This is a genomic window from Rhizobium sp. 768_B6_N1_8 (assembly GCF_051811225.1).
Lineage (GTDB): Bacteria > Pseudomonadota > Alphaproteobacteria > Rhizobiales > Rhizobiaceae > Rhizobium.
On the sequence record NZ_JBPWPV010000001.1, the window covers coordinates 2032780 to 2052175 of the forward strand.

Consider the following 19396-nt stretch of genomic DNA (forward strand, 5'->3'; position numbering starts at 1 on the left):
CGTTTTCTGTGATTGGGGGAATGCGGCACATGACGATATCAGCCATATCAGGGCATCCGCCAAAATCCGGCAGCGCGAGCATCTGCCGCGGCTGCTGGGACCAGATGCATATGCCGATCCCGATCCGCGGCCCGCTTTCGCTGCCCTTCCGCGCGTTTGGCATTACGCGCAGCAAGATGAACCCCGATATCTGCACGATCTGCGAGCGCTCCTTCCAATATGTGAAGAAGCAGCGCCACATCACTGCAGGCGCCACCATCCTCTTTGCCGATATCAGAGGTTACACCGGCCTTTCGCAGCGCATCGGCGCCATCGACCTCAGCCGCATCGTCAGCCTGTTTCATGATCGCGCCGCACAGGCGATCTGGGAAAATGACGGCATCGTCAACAAGCAGATGGGCGACGGGCTGATGGCGATCTTCAACTTCCCGATCACCCGCAAGGACCATGCCGCAGCCGCCATCAGGGCCGCGCTGGAGATCCAGCGCTCCTGCACGGAAGCGCTCGCCGAGCTCGACACCGGCTACACCCTCGGCATCGGCGTCGGCATTCACACGGGCGATGTGCAGATCGGCGAATTCTCCAGCTTCCGCAGCGATTTCACCGCAATCGGCGGCGTGGTCAACCAGGCTGCAAGGCTGGAATCACAGGCCGCACCGGGCGAAATCCTCGTGTCGCTGGAGACGACGCTGCAAGCGCCCGAACTGATGGGCGGCACGGAAGCACGGTCACTGTCGCTGAAGGGCATAGAGCAGCCTGTGGAGGCGCGGGTATTGCGGGTGGATTGAGCCGAAACCCCATATTTCCCAGGCTTTTCAGCGCTGTGGCTCCAGCCCCTTTCGCCGCCCTGTCATTCCATAAAAACAAAAGCGCTTGCATTTAAATCCGAACGTTCGTATTTTTATCCGCGAAGACCGGGAACCCTATTCGTGACGCGAACGCGCAAGATCACCACTGACGATATTCTGGATGCTGCCGAGCGCGTCGTCGTGCGCGCCGGTGCGACCGGGCTTTCGATCGATGCGGTGGCCAAGGAGGCAGGCGTCAGCAAGTCGCGTGTCGTCTATGACCACAAGACCAAGAGCGCCCTTCTGGAAGCGCTGGTCGATCGCCGTGTCGGCGCCGATATCGCCCATATGGAAGAATGCGTGAAGGCGAGTTCGGATACCCCTCACCCGGAGCTTTACGGCCGTATCGCGGCTGCCGACAAGACGCTTGATGATACCGACCGCGCCGTGGCGATGGCGATCAGCGCCTCCATGTCGAGCGAGGAAAATCTGCAGCAGATCATCCGCAAATGGGTGGTGACCGATCTGGCGGCGATGGCCGCCGGGCCGAAGCCGCGGGCAGCCCTGATGGCCTATCTGGCGCTGACCGGCTTTTACTGTACCGAACTCTTCGATTTCCACCGCTGGAGCGGTGCGGAACGGCAGGAGCTGCTCGAGGATATCCGCAAGGTCTACACGACCTTCCTCGAGCCGCCTGAAACGAAGACTTGAAAAACTCGAAACCACAATAACTTAAGCAATTCCAGGAAAAGTGTGAAACGGTTTTCCGTCCGGAATTGCGTGAAAATGAAGAAACCAAAGTAATAACCTAGCAAGCCGCCGGGGCGGCCAAAAAGGGATACGTTCGATGTTGCGCAATACCAGACTGCCGCGCCTGAAAGCGATGATGGCAGCCACGACCCTTCTCGTACTGACAGCAGGGCACACATTCGCTCGAGAGGGCGGAATGCAGATGCCGCCGGCGGCCGTCGGCGTGGTCGAGATGAAGAGCCATGCCGTGCCCGTGGTCAACGAACTGCCGGGCCGCATTGCCGCCACCCGCGTTTCGGAAGTGCGCGCCCGCGTCTCCGGCATCCTGCAGGAGCGCGTCTTCGAACAGGGCACCTTCGTCAAGCAGGGCGACGTGCTGTACCGCATCGATCCGCGCCTCTTCCGGGTCAGGGTCGCAAGCGCCGAAGCCACATTGCAGCGCGCCAAGGCGACACAGCAGAATGCCCGCCTGCAGCTGGAGCGCCAGCAGAACTTGAAGGAGCGCAATATCGCGACCGGCATCGATTACGATACGGCAGCCGTCGCCGTCGCCCAGGCCGATGCCGATGTGGCAAGTGCCGAAGCCGGCCTCGATGAAGCCAAGATCAATCTCGACTACACCGACGTCCGCGCGCCGATTTCAGGCATTATCGGCGGCGCGCTGGTGACCGAGGGCGCGCTCGTGACCGCCGACGGCACCTCCAATCTGGCGCTCATCCAACAGGTCGACCCTGTTTATGCCGACTTCACCCAGTCCGCCCAGGATCTCCTGAACCTCAAGCGGGCCGTGGCCGACGGCAAGCTGGCGAGCACCGCACCCGGCGAAGCCCGCGTCGAGCTCGTCTTCGACGATGGCAGCCTCTATGCCGAGCCCGGCCGGCTGCTCTTTGCCAGCGCCAATGTCGACCCCAACACCGGACAGGTGACGCTGCGCGCCGAATTCCCCAACAAGAACGGCGATCTCCTGCCCGGCATGTATGTGCGCGTGCGCATCGAACAGGCCGTGCGCCAGGATGCGCTGACCGTGCCGCAGCGCGCGGTGACCCGAAACGAAGCCGGTCAGGCGCAGGTCTATGTGCTCGCCGAAGGCAACAAGGCGGAGCTTCGCCCTGTCACGCTCGGCCAGGTTCTCGGCTCCGAGTGGGTCGTGGAATCCGGCCTGAAGGCAGGCGAAACCGTCATCGCCGATGGCGTGCAGAAAGTGCAGCCCGGCGCAACGGTCGCGCCCGAACCCTGGAAGCCGGACGCGGCAGCGGATGCTTCGGCGCCCGCCCCGGCAAAGGCGGAGTAACCCCATGGCACAATTCTTCATTCGCAGGCCGATCCTGGCCTGGGTCTTCGCGCTGTTCATTTCGATTGCCGGCATCATCGCGATCCCCTTCCTGCCGGTCTCGCAATATCCGAAGGTCGCGCCGCCGCAGCTTTCGATCTCAACCTCCTATCCGGGCGCTTCCCCACAGGAAATCTATCAGGGCGTCACGCGCCAGATCGAAGATGAGCTGAACGGCGTCGAAGGACTGATGTATTTCGAATCGACCTCGGACAATTCCGGCTCGGTCAGCATCAACGCCACATTCCGCGCAGGCACCGATATCGACCAGGCCTCGGTCGACGTTCAGAACGCCATTCGCCGCGTCGAAGCCCGCCTGCCCGCCACCGTGCGTTCGCAGGGCATCAACGTCGAAGAGGCAAGCTCCGGCTTCCTGATGTTCATCGCGCTGACCTCCACCGATGGCACGCGTGATGAAGTGGCGCTCGGCGATTACATCACCCGCAACATCATCGGCGAGTTGCGCCGCATCGATGGTGTCGGCCGCGCCCAGCTCTTTGCTGCCCAGCGGGCACTGCGTGTCTGGATCGACCCGGACAAGATGGTCGGCCTGAACCTGACCACGGACGACATCAACGCCGCCATCACCGCCCAGAATGCCCAGGTGGCCGCCGGCCAGATCGGCGCCGCGCCGAACCCGGTCACCCAGGACCTGACGGCAACAGTGCTCATGCAGGGGCAATTGCAGACGCCTCAGCAATTCGGCGAGATCATCCTGCGCGCCAATCCCGATGGCTCCACCGTGCGCCTGAAAGATGTCGCCCGCGTCGAACAGGGTGCGGAATCCTACAATTTCACCAGCCGCCTGAACGGCCAGCCGAGTGCGGCCATCGCCATCCAGCTCTCGTCGACCGGCAATGCCGTCGCCGTCTCCAATGCGGTCAACGAGAAGATGAAGGAGCTCTCGCGCTTCTTCCCCTCAGGCATCGAATATTCCGTTCCCTACGATACCAGCCCCTTCGTCTCGGCCTCGATCGAAAAGGTCATCCACACGCTGGTCGAGGCCGTCGCCCTCGTCTTCGTGGTGATGTTCATCTTCCTGCAGAATTTCCGCTACACGGTCATCCCGACCCTCGTCGTGCCGGTGGCGCTGCTTGGAACCTGCGCGGTCATGTATGCGACCGGCTTTTCCATCAACGTGCTCACCATGTTCGCGATGGTCTTGGCGATTGGCATTCTCGTCGATGACGCGATCGTCGTCGTCGAAAATGTCGAGCGCATCATGGCCGAGGAAGGGCTCTCGCCAAAGGCGGCCGCGCAGAAGGCGATGAGCCAGATCACCGGCGCCATCCTCGGCATCACGCTGGTCCTCTCCTGCGTCTTCATTCCCATGGCCTTCTTCCCGGGATCAACAGGTATCATCTACCGCCAGTTCTCGCTGACCATGGTCGTCTCGATCCTGTTTTCGGCCTTCCTGGCGTTGTCGCTCACACCGGCGCTCTGCGCTACCTTCCTGAAGCCCATCAAGCAGGGCCATCACCACAAGCGCGGCATCGGCGGCTGGTTCAACCGCAATTTCGAGCGCATCACGTCAGGGTACTCGAAGACGGTCACCGGCATGGCGCGCCGCGCCGGGCGCATGATGATCGTCTACCTCGCCCTCGTCATCGGCCTCGGCTACCTCTTCATCAACCTGCCGACGGCCTTCGTCCCGGATGAAGACCAGGGCTTCATGATCGTCGATATCCAGGGCCCGCCGGAAGCGAGCGCCAACCGCACGATCGAATCCATCAAGCAGGTGGAAAAGATCTTCCGCTCCGAATCCGCCGTCGAGAACATCGTGGCGATCCAGGGCTTCTCCTTCTCGGGCAACGGCGCCAATGCGGCGCTGGCCTTCGTCACCCTGAAGGACTGGGCGGACCGCGGCCCCGGCAACACCGTGCAGGAAATCGCCAATCGCGTGAACGGCCAGCTCTTTGCGCTCAAGGACGCTACCACCTTCGCGCTGTCGCCGCCGCCGATCGAAGGCTTCGGCGCCACCGGCGGCTTCTCCTTCCGCCTGCAGGACCGCGGCGGCAAGGGCCAGGTCGCCCTCTCCGAAGCGGCCGGACAGCTGATGCAGATGGCGGGCAAAAGCCCGGTTCTGACGGGCATGCGCGTGGAAGGCATGCCGGATGCCGCCCAGGTGCTGATGGTGATCGACCGCGAAAAGGCCAACACCTTCGGCATCTCCTTTGCGGATATCAACAACGCGATCACCGCCAATCTCGGCTCGTCCTATATCAACGACTATCCGAATACCGGCCGCATGCAGCGCGTCATCGTCCAGGCGGATGATCGCGCCCGCCTGCAGATCGACGACGTGATGAAGATCAACGTGCGCAATGCGAGCGGCGGCATGGTGCCGCTCTCCTCCTTCGCCATTGCCCAATGGCAGAAGGGCGCACCGCAGATCGTCGGCTATAACGGCTATCCGACCGTGCGCATCTCCGGCGCGCCGGCCCCCGGCCAATCCTCGGGTGCGGCGATCGCCGAAATGGAACGTCTCGCTTCGCAGCTTCCCGAGGGCTTCGGCTTCGAATGGTCCGGCCAGTCGGCGGAGGAAATCACCTCCGGCAGCCAGGCCCCGATCCTCTTCAGCCTGTCGATCCTTTTCGTCTTCCTGCTTCTGGCAGGCCTCTACGAAAGCTGGTCGATCCCGCTTGCGGTCATGCTGGTCGTGCCGCTCGGCGTCATCGGCTCGGTCGCGGCGGTGATGCTGCGCGATATGCCCAACGACATCTATTTCAAGGTGGGCCTCATCGCCATCATCGGCCTCTCGGCCAAGAACGCCATCCTGATCGTCGAATTCGCCAAGGATTATTACGCCGAAGGCAAGTCGCTGCTGGATTCGGCGATAGAAGCCGCCCGCGTCCGCTTCCGCCCGATCATCATGACCTCGCTCGCCTTCACCCTCGGCGTCGTGCCGCTGGCGATCGCCACCGGCCCGAGCGCCGCCAGCCAGAACGCCATCGGCACCGGTGTGCTCGGCGGCATGATATCAGCCACCGTGCTCGCCATCTTCTTCGTTCCGGCCTTCTTCGTCTTCGTGCTGAAGCTGATGCGCACGAGGCGCCCGGTCATCGAGGAGGAAACGACGCCTGCCACAGAAACCCCGCCAACCGCATCGGCCATCCACTCCTGACCGCTGCGCGAATGCCTCCCGGGCTTCGAAAGGAGCCCGGGAGTCTTTTGGCGAGGACAAACTGGAGCAGTTATAAACACCGGCCCCAGGTATGAAACCTCCTCGGCTTCTGCGAGTGAAGTCTCATAATTTTTCGAGCAACCGACGGATAAAGGCGCGATATGTTCCCCCTTCGTCGTTCTAACCTGCAGCTACTGATAGACAGATTATTGGGAGAAACGTGACCTTCTAAAATCCGATGAAATGCTCAGAATTTTTGTTGAAAAATCTGAAAGCCCCTGCGACGAGAAGAGAACTTATGGCCTAGCTTGTTGCCTAGTCATCTAGATTTCACTACGACAACCACACTGACCAAGACCTTGTGGGGGCGCCTAGGGGTAGGAGCGGAGGCTATGCTTTCGCAGCGGGTTCGATGCCCGTCGCCCACACCCACGTGAGGCATACAATGGAACACTCTTGGGTTGTGATTGCTTGGCTCGGACCAACTCTTGAAGAAAGACTTCTTCAAAGCGATCTGATTTCAGTGGAGACTAATCCCGGTTTCTTGAAGACTATGGGCATCACCTCCGATCGTTCGTACCGACCTTGGGTCATCAAACCCAAAATCGAAGTTTGGCAGGAAGTAGTCCGTAGAATTAATAAGGAAGGCCTTGGCCTTGCGGAAGGTAGGAACTCGCAACTTTCGCTGAGAGAAAGCAGTGAGGCTACACCGCTGCATTATAACTTTACGGTTAGACACTACCGACCTGGCACTCTCTGCATCGAAGTTAGTCTATTGGAGGCGCTTGGCTCTTCTGTGGACGACTACTTTCGCGACCGCAATCTAGACGGACACCCTTTAGCCTCTTCAGTGGTGGATTGGCTAATTGGGATTATATCATGTGGTCAGCTAGCTAATTATCCCACAGGTAATTCATATTCCGCCAGAGCAGCAATGATGCTGCCCGTGGATATCGACGAAAAAGATTTCGAGAAGTGGAAGCAGCAACATCAACATGAACTAGTAGGTCTTTTAATAAACAACAAACACTTTAGAAATTCTAATAATGAACTTACCGAAAAGGTGATGAGCAACAATAAAGAGCTCGATCTAAAATACGCCAAATCTGGCTTCTCTCTTGTTAGCAAGCAAGGAGTTTTGACTGCATTCCCTAAAAAAAGCAATGATTTATCTCGTGACTTACGAAGAGTGCACAGGCTTCGATTTAGATTCTTGGAATATGCTCTTGCGCTGCAAAAATTTACTGAAAAATACCAAGAAATTCGGTCAAACAATAGAGAGAAGGCGATTTTCTTACTTTTTCTTTCGTTACCATTCTTGAGCGAAAAAGCAAACCTTCCGCAAACAGTTACGGGATCCAAAACCTGGAGGATTCTGGCAGAGGAATTTTCCCTTGAACGGACAGTTTCGGTCCTGGAAGACGTGCATGTTGACGACATTAAATTCCGAGAAAAGTACTACGTTCAATTGCCTCCATCGGACTACGAAAGCTTGGATTACGCAACCAAAGTGCAGTTAGCGACGAGGCCTCAGAGGAATTGGTTGTTGAAAGACTTTGGCGAGAGAAAATTGGTGCAGTTTTCTGTCGGAACGATACTAACGATTGTTGCACTTATATTTACATATATAAAATTGTTTCATTAGGGTAGTCGCGAACAAAATCATGCCAGTGCGCCATCTCTCAGGCTCGCCCCATCAATACATGCCCCCGCCTCCAATGTGCTATATCTGCGCTCAACCCTCACCGCCCAAGACCACAGCAACCGGGGAAGCCGATGCCATCCACCTTCATCGCCAAGGGCGCAGACGCCTATGAAGCCAGCATGGGCCGCTGGAGCCGCAAGCTCGCAGACCCTTTCCTCACCTTCGCCGGCGTGCCCTCGCATGGTCGCGTGCTCGACGCCGGCTGCGGCACCGGCAGCCTGACGCTTGAACTCGCAACCCATCCCGAACTGACCACCATCGAAGCCATCGATTTCGAGCAAAATTTCGTCGACGCCCTCAGCGCCCGGACGGATGATTCAAGGATATCGGCCCACCAGGGCGACGTCTGCGCCCTGCCCTATGACGACAAGAGCTTCGACGCCGTCTATTCCCTGCTCGTCCTGCATTTCGTCTCGGACGCCGACAAGGCCATCACCGAAATGCGCCGCGTCCTCAAGCCGGGCGCCACCGCTGCCGCCGCCGTCTGGTCCCATGACGGCATGCCGAGCTGGCGCCTCTTCTGGAACACGATCCGCGCCGTCGAACCCGAAGCCGAAGGCAACGGCATTCCATCAGGCCCGCGGCCGATGACGGCAGAGGGTGAATTGCGGGCGCTGTTTGAAAGCGCAGGCTTTGCCGATGTCACCGAGACAAGGCTGACGATCACGATGAACTACGCCGATTTCGACGATTTCTACCTGCCGAAAGTCTATGGACAGGGACGGTTTTCGGCCTTCTTCGAGGCATTGCCGGAGGCAAGACGCGAGCGGCTGCGGGAGGCGCTGAAGGCAGCCTATCTCGATGACAGGTCAGAGGATGGGCCGCGCGGGTTCGAGAGCGTGGCCTGGGCGGTGCGAGGCAGCGCGTAAGAAGAGCTTAGCGCCGCCTGCCCGTATTGGTGGCTGAACCCGGCTCCGTCAGTATGTCATGTTCCGCAGTTCAGGAAAATCATAGTAACGTAGCCGCTTGTCGCGGCAGCGGTAGTCATTCTTGGAGACACCCATGATCATGTTCTGTTTTAACGTAAGGTCGAAATAAGACCAGTTCGGGTAGGCACGTTCCGCCGTCCGCGTGCAATAAGCGTAGATCTGCTTTTCAGGATCGAGCAGTACCACGCTCGAAATCTCGGCCTTCTCGAAAATCCCCGGTTTGATGGTTCCGCGCAGGGCGTCCACATACTCGCGTTTAACCGAGTTGGGCGGAGGACGCTGCGAATCCAAAACAGATTGTGGTGCCGGAGTCTGGCAGCCGGCCAGTGTTATCGCGGCGGCACAGAGAAGTAGAGTCGTCCTCATTCAGTTCAATCTCCCAGAAGGTAGAGTAAAGGCGTACAATATTTCCTACAAATATTACGAGAATAATATCCGCAATACACGGCCATCCACAGCCGATGCCGCACACCCGCGACATCGACTTTGTGAGAGGGTTCGGAATACGGTTGAACCTCACCAAGCCTGCTGCGTCGGCATCACAAACACCTCGGCAATATCCATATGCCGCGGCGACTGCAGCGCAAACAGCACCGTCTCGGCAATGTCCTCGGCCTTCAGAAACTCCATTTGCGTCTTCAGATCATCCATCTGCTGGCGCGCCGCCGGGTCCGAGATCTGGTCGTAGAGCTCGGTCTCGACAGCACCCGGCTGCACGCAGGTCACCCGGATATTGTGCTTCTTCGAAAGCTCGATGCGCATGCCGTCAGACAGCGCCGTGATCGCATGTTTCGTCGCGCAATAGACCGACAGGCCCGCAAAGACCTTGCGGCCGGCAATCGACGAGGTATTGACGATATGGCCGGATTTCCGGCCGATCATGTGCGGCAGCACGGCGGCGGTCGTGTTGAGCACGCCCTTGATATTGACGTCCACCATCCGGTGCCACTCATCCGTCTTCAGCATGTCGATATCGGAAAGCGGCATGAGGCCGGCATTGTTGAAGAGGATATCGACCGTGCCGAATGCCTCGACGAGCTTTGCAACACCCGCAGTGACGGAGGCGTTGTCGACGACATCCATCTCCAGTGCGATGGCCTGACCGCCGGCTTTCTCGATCTCGGAGACCAGTTGCGTCAGCCGATCGGCGCGGCGTGCGGCAAGGCCGACCTTCGCGCCATTGGCGGCAAGCTTCAGCACCGTGGCAGCGCCGATACCGCTGGATGCACCTGTGATGAGAGCGACTTTTCCCTGGATTGACATTGTTTCATTCCCTTTCGTTGCCGTCGTTCAGACGGTCGGTTGCGATGGGAACAAACTAGAAAATCCGACGCCCGCTTTCGCTCGGCCACTTGCTGCAACTATCGGGGATTTGCTGCGAACAAGAGCAATTTCAGCAAAAGTGCGCAGCGGTTTTGCGCCCGGAAATGCGCAGGACAAAAGCGCTACCCGCGGTAATCACGCGGGCTGACACCGACCACCCGCCGGAACACCTGCGCGAAATGGCTGGGACTGGAATAGCCGAGGTCGAGCGCGATCTGAATAATGCTCTCATCCGTCTCCCGCAGCAGCCGGCGCGCCTCGGCCATCTTCAGCTGAATGAAATAATCCGAGGGCGACGAGCCGGTCGATTGCTTGAAGACGCGGGAAAAATGAAAGGCGCTGAGTTCGGCCTCGGCAGCGAGGCTTTCGAGATTGAAGGCCTGATGGAGCCCCGCCTCCATCATCCGCACCACCTTCTGCAGCTTGAAGGCCGGCAGCGCCCCGCGCCGGGCGGGCAAGGTGCTATCCCGCGTTCCGTATTGCCGCACGAGATGGACGGCGAGCGCCTGCGCAATGCCCTGCACGACCATTTCGCTGGGCGCGGCCGCGTCAGTCAACTCTTTCAGGATCATCCCCATCAGCCCCGAAATCGCCTCGTCCCGCTCCCCCGAAACATCCGCCAGCCGAAACCCCTCGCCGCCATCGGCGCCAAAAACCTCAGATATAGCCTGCTGGTAGATCGGCAGCCCGAGATAGAGATGCATGACGCAAAGCGGCTCGCCCTCGCTCGTCTCCCACCGCAACTCATAGGGCGTCTCACTCTGCGTCAGATAAAAATCCCCCGCCGAAACCTCCACCGACATCCACTCCCCGCCGATATCGCGCTCCTCGATGCGCGCGGAGCCGGAGACGATCCAGACCACGAGCGGCTCTGCGACGGCGGGGACAAGGAGGTTGGTTTCCAGCGGCTGGTGGGAGAGCAGATGGACGGAGATCGTGCTCCATGCCGGGCCGTGGCTCCGGGCGAGAAGGCGGGCGTGGATACGCTGGCTCAGGGCTTCGGGGGTGGATTTTTCGGGCATGGGGTTTTGGCGTTTCGTATGGTGTTCTGAAGGATTACCAGAGGCGGTCAAACCTGTGTGTGTAACTGGCGGTAGGTTCAGCAACGTTGATAAGCTTTGCATGCATGTTTTGGCCTCACAAGCACTACTACCGGTGGATAAGTGCAATGAATACATCCAACATCGTTGCGCCATCTCTTCATCGGCAACTAATGATCGCAGCACGTCGATCTGACGACCATGGAAATCGGATATTCGGAAGATGTACATCCCACGAACTCTAATAGTCGCGAAAGGAACAAAGGAAGAGAGGATCGTTGAGGAAGGCGATATTGGCTCGATGGGACGCGTTGTCGTTCTTCTTGGAGAGCCTGGCATTGGCAAAACCGAACTAACAAAACAGCTTGAGACTACGCTTGGCGCGAAGCGAGTTGCTGCCGGCACATTCTACAGGTCTGCTGACCCTTCCGTTTATCACGTGATGACTGGTGCTCCGCTTATCATTGACGGGCTAGACGAAGTTCCAACCTCAAATGCAGAGCCATCGCTTGACCGCATTCTCACGTCACTGAGCAAGCTCAAAAATCCGAACGTTATCATTTCCTGCCGCGCAGCTGACTGGACCGGCGCTAGTAATCGGCAAAAGTTCCGGCAAGACTATGGGGTCACGCCCGTTTCAGTGCACATACAGCCATTCAGCCATGAGCAAGCAACCGCATTTCTCATTGGTTTTGATGCTAAAATAGCAGCCGATCAACTATTGAATGCAATTCGATCGCAAAGCCTCGACGATCTCGTTGGAAATCCGCTGACATTGCGGCTAATAGCCGAAGTCTGGCTTAAGGATGATGGCCTTCCTACGACAAAAACTGAGCTGTTGCGGCGCGCAACAGAGTTGCTTACTGACGAGGAAAACCCAGCGCATGATCTGTCGCGTCAAGCGCAGCTTTCCACGGAAAAAATCCTAGAGATCGCAGGTGGTATATTTTCACATTTGCTTTTGGCAGGAGCAGTTGGGGTTGCTACCGGCAGCCGCAGGAGAACTCCTGAAGGTTTTGTGCCTACGGCTGAATTAAACCATCTAAATTCGGGCAACGACGTCGAGACGGCTATCAAAACGCGCCTATTTAGATCTGAAACTGAAGATCAGTTAGTTCCAGTTCACAGGGTTATTGCCGAGTACCTTGCTGCACAATGGCTTAGCCAGAAACTCGATTCCAAGCTCTCTGAGCGTCGACTTTTTCGATTGATCGAAGTGAATGGAGGAATACCATCAGCGCTAAGAGGTCTTCACGCGTGGCTCGGCTATTTTTCACCAAAGGTTCGTGAGCGATGCATTGATACCGATCCCTATGGTTTCCTTCGATACGGGGATACAGCAAGTCTCGGTGCGCAAAGTGCTCGCCATCTGCTAAAGGCTCTGACAAAACTAGCTGAGGATGATCCCTATTTTCGAAGCGAAGATTGGGGCGTTCGGTCCATAGCAGGATTAGCAAGGACTGAGCTAAAACCCGAAATTGTCGGTCTGATCAGCAGCCCACAGCGGCATGTGCAACTCTCAGCACTCATTCTTACATCTCTGTCCGGGTCGTCCTTGACCAATGACATTGTGCCTGAGCTGCTTGGGTCGATCCAAGATTCCAAAGCCCCTTTTGTGGAGCGCAGCGCAGCGGCAGAAGCTCTAGCAAAGTCTGATGTCAATATTGACTGGCAAGGCTTAATTAAAATCTTACTTGCTCAGGGTAAGTCCGACAGTAGTCGCTTAGCCGCCGAAGCGGTATCGTCCATAGGACCAACCGCGTTCTCTGCGGATATTATTGCGAGTACTGTAGTAAACTTGAATGGAATGAACGAATCCGAGCGCCGCGAAGCACGAGTCGCTGGTGTAGATTGCATATTGATCAAGCGAACTCCTTCTGATTTGAGTCAGGAAGTTCTTGACATAATTGCAGTAAAGATTGCGTCGAAGAGGACAGGCCAACATTGGCATCCGGGGCGAAGCCTGACCTCAGCCGTGTTGCGGCTTTTGGCTTCCGCACTCGATGGGCCTTCAATTGCTGCGGAGCGTTTTTGGTCCTGGATTTCGCACATTGAGAGCCAGCGTAGCATCCCTGAAGACGCGCTTGATCGCATCAAAGCGTATCTCCAGGAAAACAATGACCTTCGGCGTGAGGTACAGCGCGTAGCGCTTTACGACACTTCGATAGACGGCGGCCCATGGATGGCCATCGTGCATGAATTGCCGCGTGCACTTCCGGGCCTCAATATAACACATGAAGACGCTATATTTTTCCTAAGCGAAATTATGCAGTCAGCAGTCCTTGATGATCACCAGATAACACTTTGGGGCGACTTAGTCCGAGCTACGGGACGGGCACATCGGCATGACGAAGCATTGGGGCATATAGTAGCTGCAGGCACTGAGAAGCATCCGGAGCTTGCTGCGTTATACGAGGAAATCACGAGGCCGCCGCCTCGCGACTATGAAGCTGAGGAGAACAAACGTCGGGAAGAACACGAAACGGAACGGCAAGCAGATTTTCGGCGGCACCGCGCCGAATTTGCAAAAGATTTAGAGAAGATATCCAGCGGTCAACACATCGGCGCCTTAGTTTCTTTGGCAAACGCCTATCTCAACCGATATTCCGATCTTGATAACAACGCAGACCCCATTACCAGGCTCAAGGAGTGGGTTGGCGAAGAAATCGCGCGAAGCGCGGCACAAGGATTTGATGCTGCATTACACCGAGAGGATCTTCCTGATTTAGGCAGTATTTGGTCGATTCGCCACGAAAACAAGCACTGGACGATCGAGCCTGTTATGCTAGCGGGCGTCACCGAGAGAATAAGAACCGCGCAACCCCTTGACGGCATCCCAGATAGCGTTGTGGATGCCGTTTTAGGCATCTGGTGGGATATGCCAGAATTTCACGCGTCGAAGCTCGGCGAAGAGATTGAAAAGGCGTTGGAGAACGTTGTGTTTGAAGATGCTCAACGTGCGGAAAATTTTGTCACAACCGTAATCGAGACCCAGTTCGAGAATGGGAAACCAAATATCTCAGGACTATATCGCTTTTTGCGAGACCAACGATTTTTGACGTTTTCACCCAGGCTTGCGATTAAGTGGCTGAAGGATTTCCCACAAGCATCGCATAGCGATCAATTGGAATTGCTTCAGTTTTTACTTCATAGGAATGACAAAACTGAGTTGGTAGCGCTAGCTCGTGAACGTACTGAGCGGCTAGATTTGCTAGATAAGGATTGTCAGCAGCTCTGGATGGCCACAGAATTCTGTATTTCTCCCTTCATCACTCCGGCTAGACTTGAAAGTGGTGCTCTCTCAAAAGATATGATCTGGCCAATTAAACATATCGTCTTGCCGGACAGAACCGAGGGGGTACCTTTGGTACTTCCTATTGACCGTTACGAGGTAATTATCGAGTGCTTTGCTCCGCTATGGCCATCTGTCGGGTATCCAGCGAGCGGTTGGGGAGGAGCTCAGAACCCATGGGATGCAAGTGATTTTATTTTATATTGCATCAACGCTCTTGGCTCAGATCGTACAGCGGCAGGCACGGAAGCGCTTGAACGATTATCCTTGTCAATTGGCCACACCAACTATGCACACCAGGTAAAGCACGTCATTTCAAACCAACGGAGAAACCGAAGGGATCAAGAATACATACCACCCACGATCCAAGCCATCGCGAAAATTCTTTCGAACGCCGAACCCTCAAGCGTAAGTGACTTGCAAGCCGTAATTTTAGATCATCTAGCTGATCTACAGCAATACGTCGTAAACGCTGACACCAGAGGATGGGAAATATTCTGGGAGATAAATCGGCCCAAAGTCGAGAATACCTGCCGTGACCGGCTACTTGATTTACTGCGCCCTCGTCTTTCTGGCGCGGTCGAGTTGTTTCCAGAGCTTCCTATGCCAGACCAGAATCGCGTTGATATTTACGCAACTATACTCGGACAAGGATTGCCAATTGAGATTAAAGGGCAGTGGCATCCAGAGCTGTGGAACGCATCCAAAACTCAATTGGATGAGAAATATGCTCGAGACTGGCGCACAAGTGGACGTGGCGTTTATCTCGTCTTCTGGTTCGGAAATGTCAAAGATAAAAACTTAACGCGCAGGCCAGACGGAAAGCCCCTTCCAACGAGCCCGTCTGAACTCCAGACAATACTCTTTGAAGGCTTGGGAGAAGGAGAGCAATCAAGAATTGATGTCATTGTCTTTGATGTCTCAAAGCGGGCTCCAGTGGCCCCGAGACAGGGAGATGTTTCGCACTAATAGACAGCCTTACGCATCACTCTAGCTCTGGCGTCTACTCGGTATGATCTTTGGATGCCACAAACTCTCGGGAATTCGGACCGGCCAATCCGTTGAGTGGCGCCTCACTCCCCCACCGCACCCCCAGCCTTCTTCCAGGCATCAATCCCACCCTCAATATGACACGCACTCCCCACGCCGGCATCCTGCGCCGCCTGCACGGCCATCGCCGACCTCTCCCCAAACGCGCAGTAAAACACCACCCTCTTGCCCGTCGCCACCGCCAGCTCATGCAGCATCCCGCCGGCTGACAGGTTCTCCTGCAGATCCGCATAGGGCGCATGCAGCGCGCCCGGGATCACCCCATGCCGCTCCCGCTCGCTCCTCTCGCGCAGGTCGACGATAACGACATCCGGGCGGCCGCGGAGAACAAGCGCATCCTTGGCAGATACCGCCCAGCCCTTGCGGGCGATTTCGTCCTGGTGGAGGCCGATGTGGATGTTGGCGGGGACGGCGACGTCCATCATCTTGGGGTTGGGCAGGTGCAGGTTGTTCATCAGCTCGGCATATTCCTCGACCGATTTCACCTGCAGGCGCGGGTTGAAGCGTTTTTCCTCGCCGATGGTGGAAACCGTGTCGCCCTTGTAGTCATGGGCCGGGAAGAGCAGCGTTTCCTCCGGCAGGCGGAGCAGCTTGTTGAAGATCGAGTCATACTGGGCGCGGGGATCACCGTTCTGGAAATCGGTGCGGCCGGTGCCGCGGATGAGCAGCGTGTCGCCGGTGAAGATGCGGTCGCCCATCAGGTAGGAATAGGAATCGTCCGTATGGCCGGGCGTATAGAGCACGTCGAGGCTGAGGCCCTCGATGCCGACGCGGTCGCCTTCGGAAACCCGCATGGCCACGACGTCCGCCTTGGTCTGCTCGCCCATCACAGTGATGCAATGCGTCTGGTCGCGCAGCGCGCCGAGCCCGGTAATGTGGTCGGCATGCAGGTGCGTATCCACCGCCTTGACCAGCTTCAGGTCCAGCTCGCGAATGAGCTGCATGTAGCGGTCCACTTTTTCCAGCACGGGATCGATGATCAGCGCCTCGCCGCCGCGCCTGGAGGCGATGAGATAGGTGTAGGTGCCGGAAACACTGTCGAAAAGCTGTCGGAAAATCATCTGTCCACTCCGTTGCTGGCTTGGTCGTCCCGGACCTGGGCTGCGAACTGCATCGGACCTATCAGCAGATCATAATATTGCGCCGGAGAAAGCGGAAGGAGCGACAGGGACGAACCGCATGGCCCGCCCCTCGCCTAATATTAGTAGCTGCCGTAAGGCGATGTAGCCTTTCCCTTACGTAAGTCCCTGCCTCTCAGGTCAGGTCCCTGCCTTTTAGGTCAGGTCGCTGCCTTTCAAGTCAGATAGGCTGCGGCACGGTGCGGATATAGGCTTCGGCCCCCGCCGGCCCTGCGAATAGAGCGGCTTTGCCGCATCGTTGGAAACGGAGCTGGCGATAATCGCCTCGGTGCGCGGGTCAGATATACGAATCGTGGACGCGCATTGCGGTTTGAGCAGTCAAAAAGTCACACAAATCGCCGTTTTTACTGTGCAAAGATTGCGTAAATGCCCGGCGGAAAGTACCGCCGGGCATTTATTAAGCAATAGCTGAAATAATTTCCCCGAGATTTAAAAAGTGAAATTGCGGTTCCATTATTCCAGCCTACAATGCTCCACGCTGGATGCTGCAAACCCAGTGGAGAAGGGTTGCCCACAGCTCTAAATCGGGCCTCCCTTCTCCTTCCATACCGCAAGCGCCGATATGTTGCTATTACGTGCGTAACATCGTGAACAGGCATTGAAGAAATCCCCAGGACGGACCGGGGGCTGCACGATGACGTGATCTCCTTGTTTATTGAAGAACACAATCTGCGCCCTAGAACGTTCCCGGGGGACGTTTGAGGGAATGTCTATGATCAGAGATAAAATGTCGGCGAGCCAGACGCCGATGCAGGAAGAGGACGTCGCTCTTTGCCAGCGCGTCTTTGAGCATATCTGCATGGCAAGGCATATCGCCAGCAATGACGAGCGCGAGGAACTGGCCATCCAGATCCTGCATTTCTATCAGCATGGGGTGAAGGACCAGGGGAGTCTGGAGCGCCTGTTGCTGTAGGTCAGGAGACGCGCATTGCGGAGGGTGTGCGCCGTGCGGCCCTCTAGCTGCCAGCGGCTCTTTCGTCATGTTCGGGGCTGCCCACGATATCTGCAGCGGGCAGACTGCCTTTCGCGCCTATGCTACACTCCGCTCGAGAGCATGCTCATCGAGGGGACCGGCATGGAACGCAAGCTCGCCGCTATTCTCGCCGCCGATGTCGCCGGTTATTCGGCGCTGATGGAGCAGGATGAGGCCGGCACGTTCCAGCGGCTGAGGGCGGATCACAAAGAGCTGCTGGAGCCGGAAATCCGCAAACATAATGGCCGCATTTTCAAGCTGATGGGCGATGGATTGCTGGCCGAATTCGGCAGCGTCGTCGATGCGGTGGAATGCGCCGCCGCCCTGCAGCGCGGCATGGTCAGGCGCAATGCCGGCGCTTCGGAAAGCACCCCACTGAAAATCCGAATTGGCATCAATCTCGGCGAGGTGATCGTCGAGGGTGAGGATCGTTATGGCGAGGGCGTGAACATCGCCGCCCGCCTGCAGGCTCTTGCCGAGCCCGGCGGCATCTGCGTGTCGGGCAAGGTTTCGAAGGAGGTTTCCGGCAAGCTCGCCTTTGCCTTCGAGCCGATGGGCGAGCAGCGGGTCAAGAATATCGCCGAACCAATCGCCTGCTACCGCGTGAATTTCGATCAGGGCATGTCTTTCCGCACCGAGCCGCGAGCACCGAAGAAAATATCGATCGCCGTCCTGCCCTTCAGCAACATGAGCGGCGACCCGGAGCAGGAATATTTCTCCGACGGCATCACCGAAGACATTATCACCGACCTCGCGAAAATCTCCGACCTGCATGTCGTCGCCCGCAATACGAGCTTCACCTATAAGGGCCGGGCTGTGAAGATCGAGCAGGTGGCCCACGAACTCGGCGTCGCCTTCCTGCTGGAAGGCAGCGTGCGCAAGGCCGGCGCCCGCGTCCGCATCACCGGCCAGCTTGTCGACGGCAGGGATGGCAGCCATCTCTGGGCGGAGCGCTACGACCGCGAACTGACCGATATCTTCGCCATACAGGACGAGATCGCCCACGCTATTATCGAACAGCTGAAGGTCAGGCTGCTACCGGGCGAGAAAGCGGCGATCAACACCGCGCCGACGGAAGATGTCGAGGCTTACACCTATTACCTCCGGGGCCGGCAATTCCTGCACATGTGCTCAAGATCCTACATGCTTTTGGCGCGGCGCATGTTCGCGAAGGCAGCCGAGATCGACCCAGAATATGCGCGCGCCTATGCCGGCATCGCGCTCTGCGATTCCGTTCTCCGCTCCTGGCAATATGCCGATATCTCGATAGCAGGCATTCTCGCGACGAGCGCCAGGGCGCTGGAACTCGATCCCGAGCTCGCCGACGCACACGCCTCGCGCGGCCTCGCCCTCCAATATGGCGGACAGCGCGAACAGGCCGCCGCCGAATTCGAGCTTGCCCTGAAGCTCGATCCCGATCTGCATGAGGCAAACTATTTCTTCGCGCGCTTCTTCTTCGAAAATGGCGATTTCGAAAGGGCCGCCCTCCTGTTCGAACGGGCCACCCAGCTGCGGTTCGACGACTATCGTTCCGCCGCCCTGCTGGCCTGCGTCTATCTCAAGCTTGGCCGCGACGCCGACATGAAGCGGGCCGGCCGGCTGGGCCTGGAGCGGGCCGAACGCGAGCTCAGCCTGCATCCGGAGAATTCGAGTCCGGCCCAGCTGGGAGCACTGGTGCTGGCCTATCTCGGCGAGCGCGAGCGCGCCAGGGAATGGGCGGCGCGCACGCTCGCCATCGACCCCGATGATCTCAACGCCATGTACAACATCGCCTGCGCCTATCTGAACATGGGAGACCATGAAGCGGCGCTCGATCTCTTGGAAAAAGTCATCCCCCGCGCCTCCGCGCATCGCTATTGGTGGAGCAGCGATCCGGACCTCGACCCGATCCGCGATCACCCGCGGTACAAGCGGCTGGTTGAGGCCGTGATGGCGAGCGGCTGATCAACGCAG

13 protein-coding genes are annotated in these 19396 nt (G+C 57.7%); 9 read left to right on the plus strand and 4 right to left on the minus strand.

The annotated features are described in order from the left end of the window. Window positions 1-20 precede the first annotated feature (20 nt). The 6 genes from AB8B33_RS10430 to AB8B33_RS10455 all read left to right on the plus strand — a co-directional run bounded on the left by AB8B33_RS10430 (window position 21) and on the right by AB8B33_RS10455 (window position 8566). Window positions 21-788, plus strand: coding sequence for an adenylate/guanylate cyclase domain-containing protein (locus AB8B33_RS10430; RefSeq protein ID WP_310387970.1), 768 nt, complete (start codon window positions 21-23; stop codon window positions 786-788). 141 nt (window positions 789-929) lie between these two features. Next, complete coding sequence (locus tag AB8B33_RS10435; protein WP_439015304.1) at window positions 930-1499, plus strand: TetR/AcrR family transcriptional regulator; 570 nt, start codon at window positions 930-932, stop codon at window positions 1497-1499. A gap of 136 nt (window positions 1500-1635) precedes the next feature. After that, window positions 1636-2829, plus strand: a complete 1194-nt coding sequence (locus AB8B33_RS10440) for an efflux RND transporter periplasmic adaptor subunit (protein WP_439015305.1) — start codon at window positions 1636-1638, stop codon at window positions 2827-2829. 4 nt (window positions 2830-2833) lie between these two features. Next, window positions 2834-5992: a multidrug efflux RND transporter permease subunit gene (locus tag AB8B33_RS10445; protein WP_439015306.1), complete on the plus strand. Its 3159-nt coding sequence runs from the start codon at window positions 2834-2836 to the stop codon at window positions 5990-5992. 445 nt (window positions 5993-6437) lie between these two features. Further along, a complete protein-coding gene (locus AB8B33_RS10450) occupies window positions 6438-7637 on the plus strand; it encodes a hypothetical protein (protein ID WP_439015307.1) in 1200 nt (399 codons plus the stop codon). 131 nt (window positions 7638-7768) lie between these two features. Further along, window positions 7769-8566: a methyltransferase domain-containing protein gene (locus AB8B33_RS10455; RefSeq protein ID WP_439015308.1), complete on the plus strand. Its 798-nt coding sequence runs from the start codon at window positions 7769-7771 to the stop codon at window positions 8564-8566. Between the two features lie 48 nt (window positions 8567-8614). Here AB8B33_RS10455 and AB8B33_RS10460 read toward each other — a convergent pair whose 3' ends face one another. The 3 genes from AB8B33_RS10460 to AB8B33_RS10470 all read right to left on the minus strand — a co-directional run bounded on the left by AB8B33_RS10460 (window position 8615) and on the right by AB8B33_RS10470 (window position 10971). After that, window positions 8615-8992, minus strand: coding sequence for a hypothetical protein (locus tag AB8B33_RS10460; protein WP_439015309.1), 378 nt, complete (start codon window positions 8990-8992; stop codon window positions 8615-8617). Window positions 8993-9142: 150 nt separating this feature from the next. Then, window positions 9143-9889, minus strand: coding sequence for an SDR family oxidoreductase (locus tag AB8B33_RS10465; RefSeq protein WP_439015310.1), 747 nt, complete (start codon window positions 9887-9889; stop codon window positions 9143-9145). A 182-nt stretch (window positions 9890-10071) separates the two neighbouring features. After that, window positions 10072-10971 carry a helix-turn-helix domain-containing protein gene (locus AB8B33_RS10470; protein WP_439015311.1) on the minus strand — a complete coding sequence of 300 codons (900 nt, stop codon included), beginning with the start codon at window positions 10969-10971 and terminating at the stop codon, window positions 10072-10074. 241 nt (window positions 10972-11212) lie between these two features. On the opposite strand from AB8B33_RS10470, the gene AB8B33_RS10475 reads away from it, so the two are divergent. After that, entirely contained in the window at window positions 11213-15250 is a 4038-nt protein-coding gene (locus AB8B33_RS10475) for an NACHT domain-containing protein (protein ID WP_439015312.1), read from the plus strand. Between the two features lie 104 nt (window positions 15251-15354). Here the strand turns inward: AB8B33_RS10475 and AB8B33_RS10480 are convergent, their stop codons facing one another. Beyond that, window positions 15355-16392: an MBL fold metallo-hydrolase gene (locus tag AB8B33_RS10480; RefSeq protein WP_310387994.1), complete on the minus strand. Its 1038-nt coding sequence runs from the start codon at window positions 16390-16392 to the stop codon at window positions 15355-15357. 790 nt (window positions 16393-17182) lie between these two features. On the opposite strand from AB8B33_RS10480, the gene AB8B33_RS10485 reads away from it, so the two are divergent. Together AB8B33_RS10485 and AB8B33_RS10490 are read left to right on the plus strand one after the other, a co-directional pair. After that, complete coding sequence (locus tag AB8B33_RS10485) at window positions 17183-17383, plus strand: hypothetical protein (RefSeq protein ID WP_113323600.1); 201 nt, start codon at window positions 17183-17185, stop codon at window positions 17381-17383. A 162-nt stretch (window positions 17384-17545) separates the two neighbouring features. Next, window positions 17546-19387, plus strand: a complete 1842-nt coding sequence (locus AB8B33_RS10490; RefSeq protein ID WP_439015313.1) for a TPR end-of-group domain-containing protein — start codon at window positions 17546-17548, stop codon at window positions 19385-19387. The last annotated feature ends 9 nt before the right edge of the window (window positions 19388-19396 follow it).

What these genes read in the sequence shown, in the direction of transcription:
- AB8B33_RS10430 (WP_310387970.1), top strand. Translation starts at nt 21, where the DNA reads ATGCGGCACATGACGATATCAGCCATATCAGGGCATCCGCCAAAATCC.
- AB8B33_RS10460 (WP_439015309.1), bottom strand. Translation starts at nt 8,992, where the DNA reads ATGAGGACGACTCTACTTCTCTGTGCCGCCGCGATAACACTGGCCGGC.
- AB8B33_RS10470 (WP_439015311.1), bottom strand. Translation starts at nt 10,971, where the DNA reads ATGCCCGAAAAATCCACCCCCGAAGCCCTGAGCCAGCGTATCCACGCC.
- AB8B33_RS10490 (WP_439015313.1), top strand. Translation starts at nt 17,546, where the DNA reads ATGGAACGCAAGCTCGCCGCTATTCTCGCCGCCGATGTCGCCGGTTAT.
- AB8B33_RS10450 (WP_439015307.1), top strand. Translation starts at nt 6,438, where the DNA reads ATGGAACACTCTTGGGTTGTGATTGCTTGGCTCGGACCAACTCTTGAA.
- AB8B33_RS10465 (WP_439015310.1), bottom strand. Translation starts at nt 9,889, where the DNA reads ATGTCAATCCAGGGAAAAGTCGCTCTCATCACAGGTGCATCCAGCGGT.
- AB8B33_RS10485 (WP_113323600.1), top strand. Translation starts at nt 17,183, where the DNA reads ATGATCAGAGATAAAATGTCGGCGAGCCAGACGCCGATGCAGGAAGAG.
- AB8B33_RS10455 (WP_439015308.1), top strand. Translation starts at nt 7,769, where the DNA reads ATGCCATCCACCTTCATCGCCAAGGGCGCAGACGCCTATGAAGCCAGC.
- AB8B33_RS10445 (WP_439015306.1), top strand. Translation starts at nt 2,834, where the DNA reads ATGGCACAATTCTTCATTCGCAGGCCGATCCTGGCCTGGGTCTTCGCG.
- AB8B33_RS10475 (WP_439015312.1), top strand. Translation starts at nt 11,213, where the DNA reads ATGTACATCCCACGAACTCTAATAGTCGCGAAAGGAACAAAGGAAGAG.
- AB8B33_RS10480 (WP_310387994.1), bottom strand. Translation starts at nt 16,392, where the DNA reads ATGATTTTCCGACAGCTTTTCGACAGTGTTTCCGGCACCTACACCTAT.
- AB8B33_RS10440 (WP_439015305.1), top strand. Translation starts at nt 1,636, where the DNA reads ATGTTGCGCAATACCAGACTGCCGCGCCTGAAAGCGATGATGGCAGCC.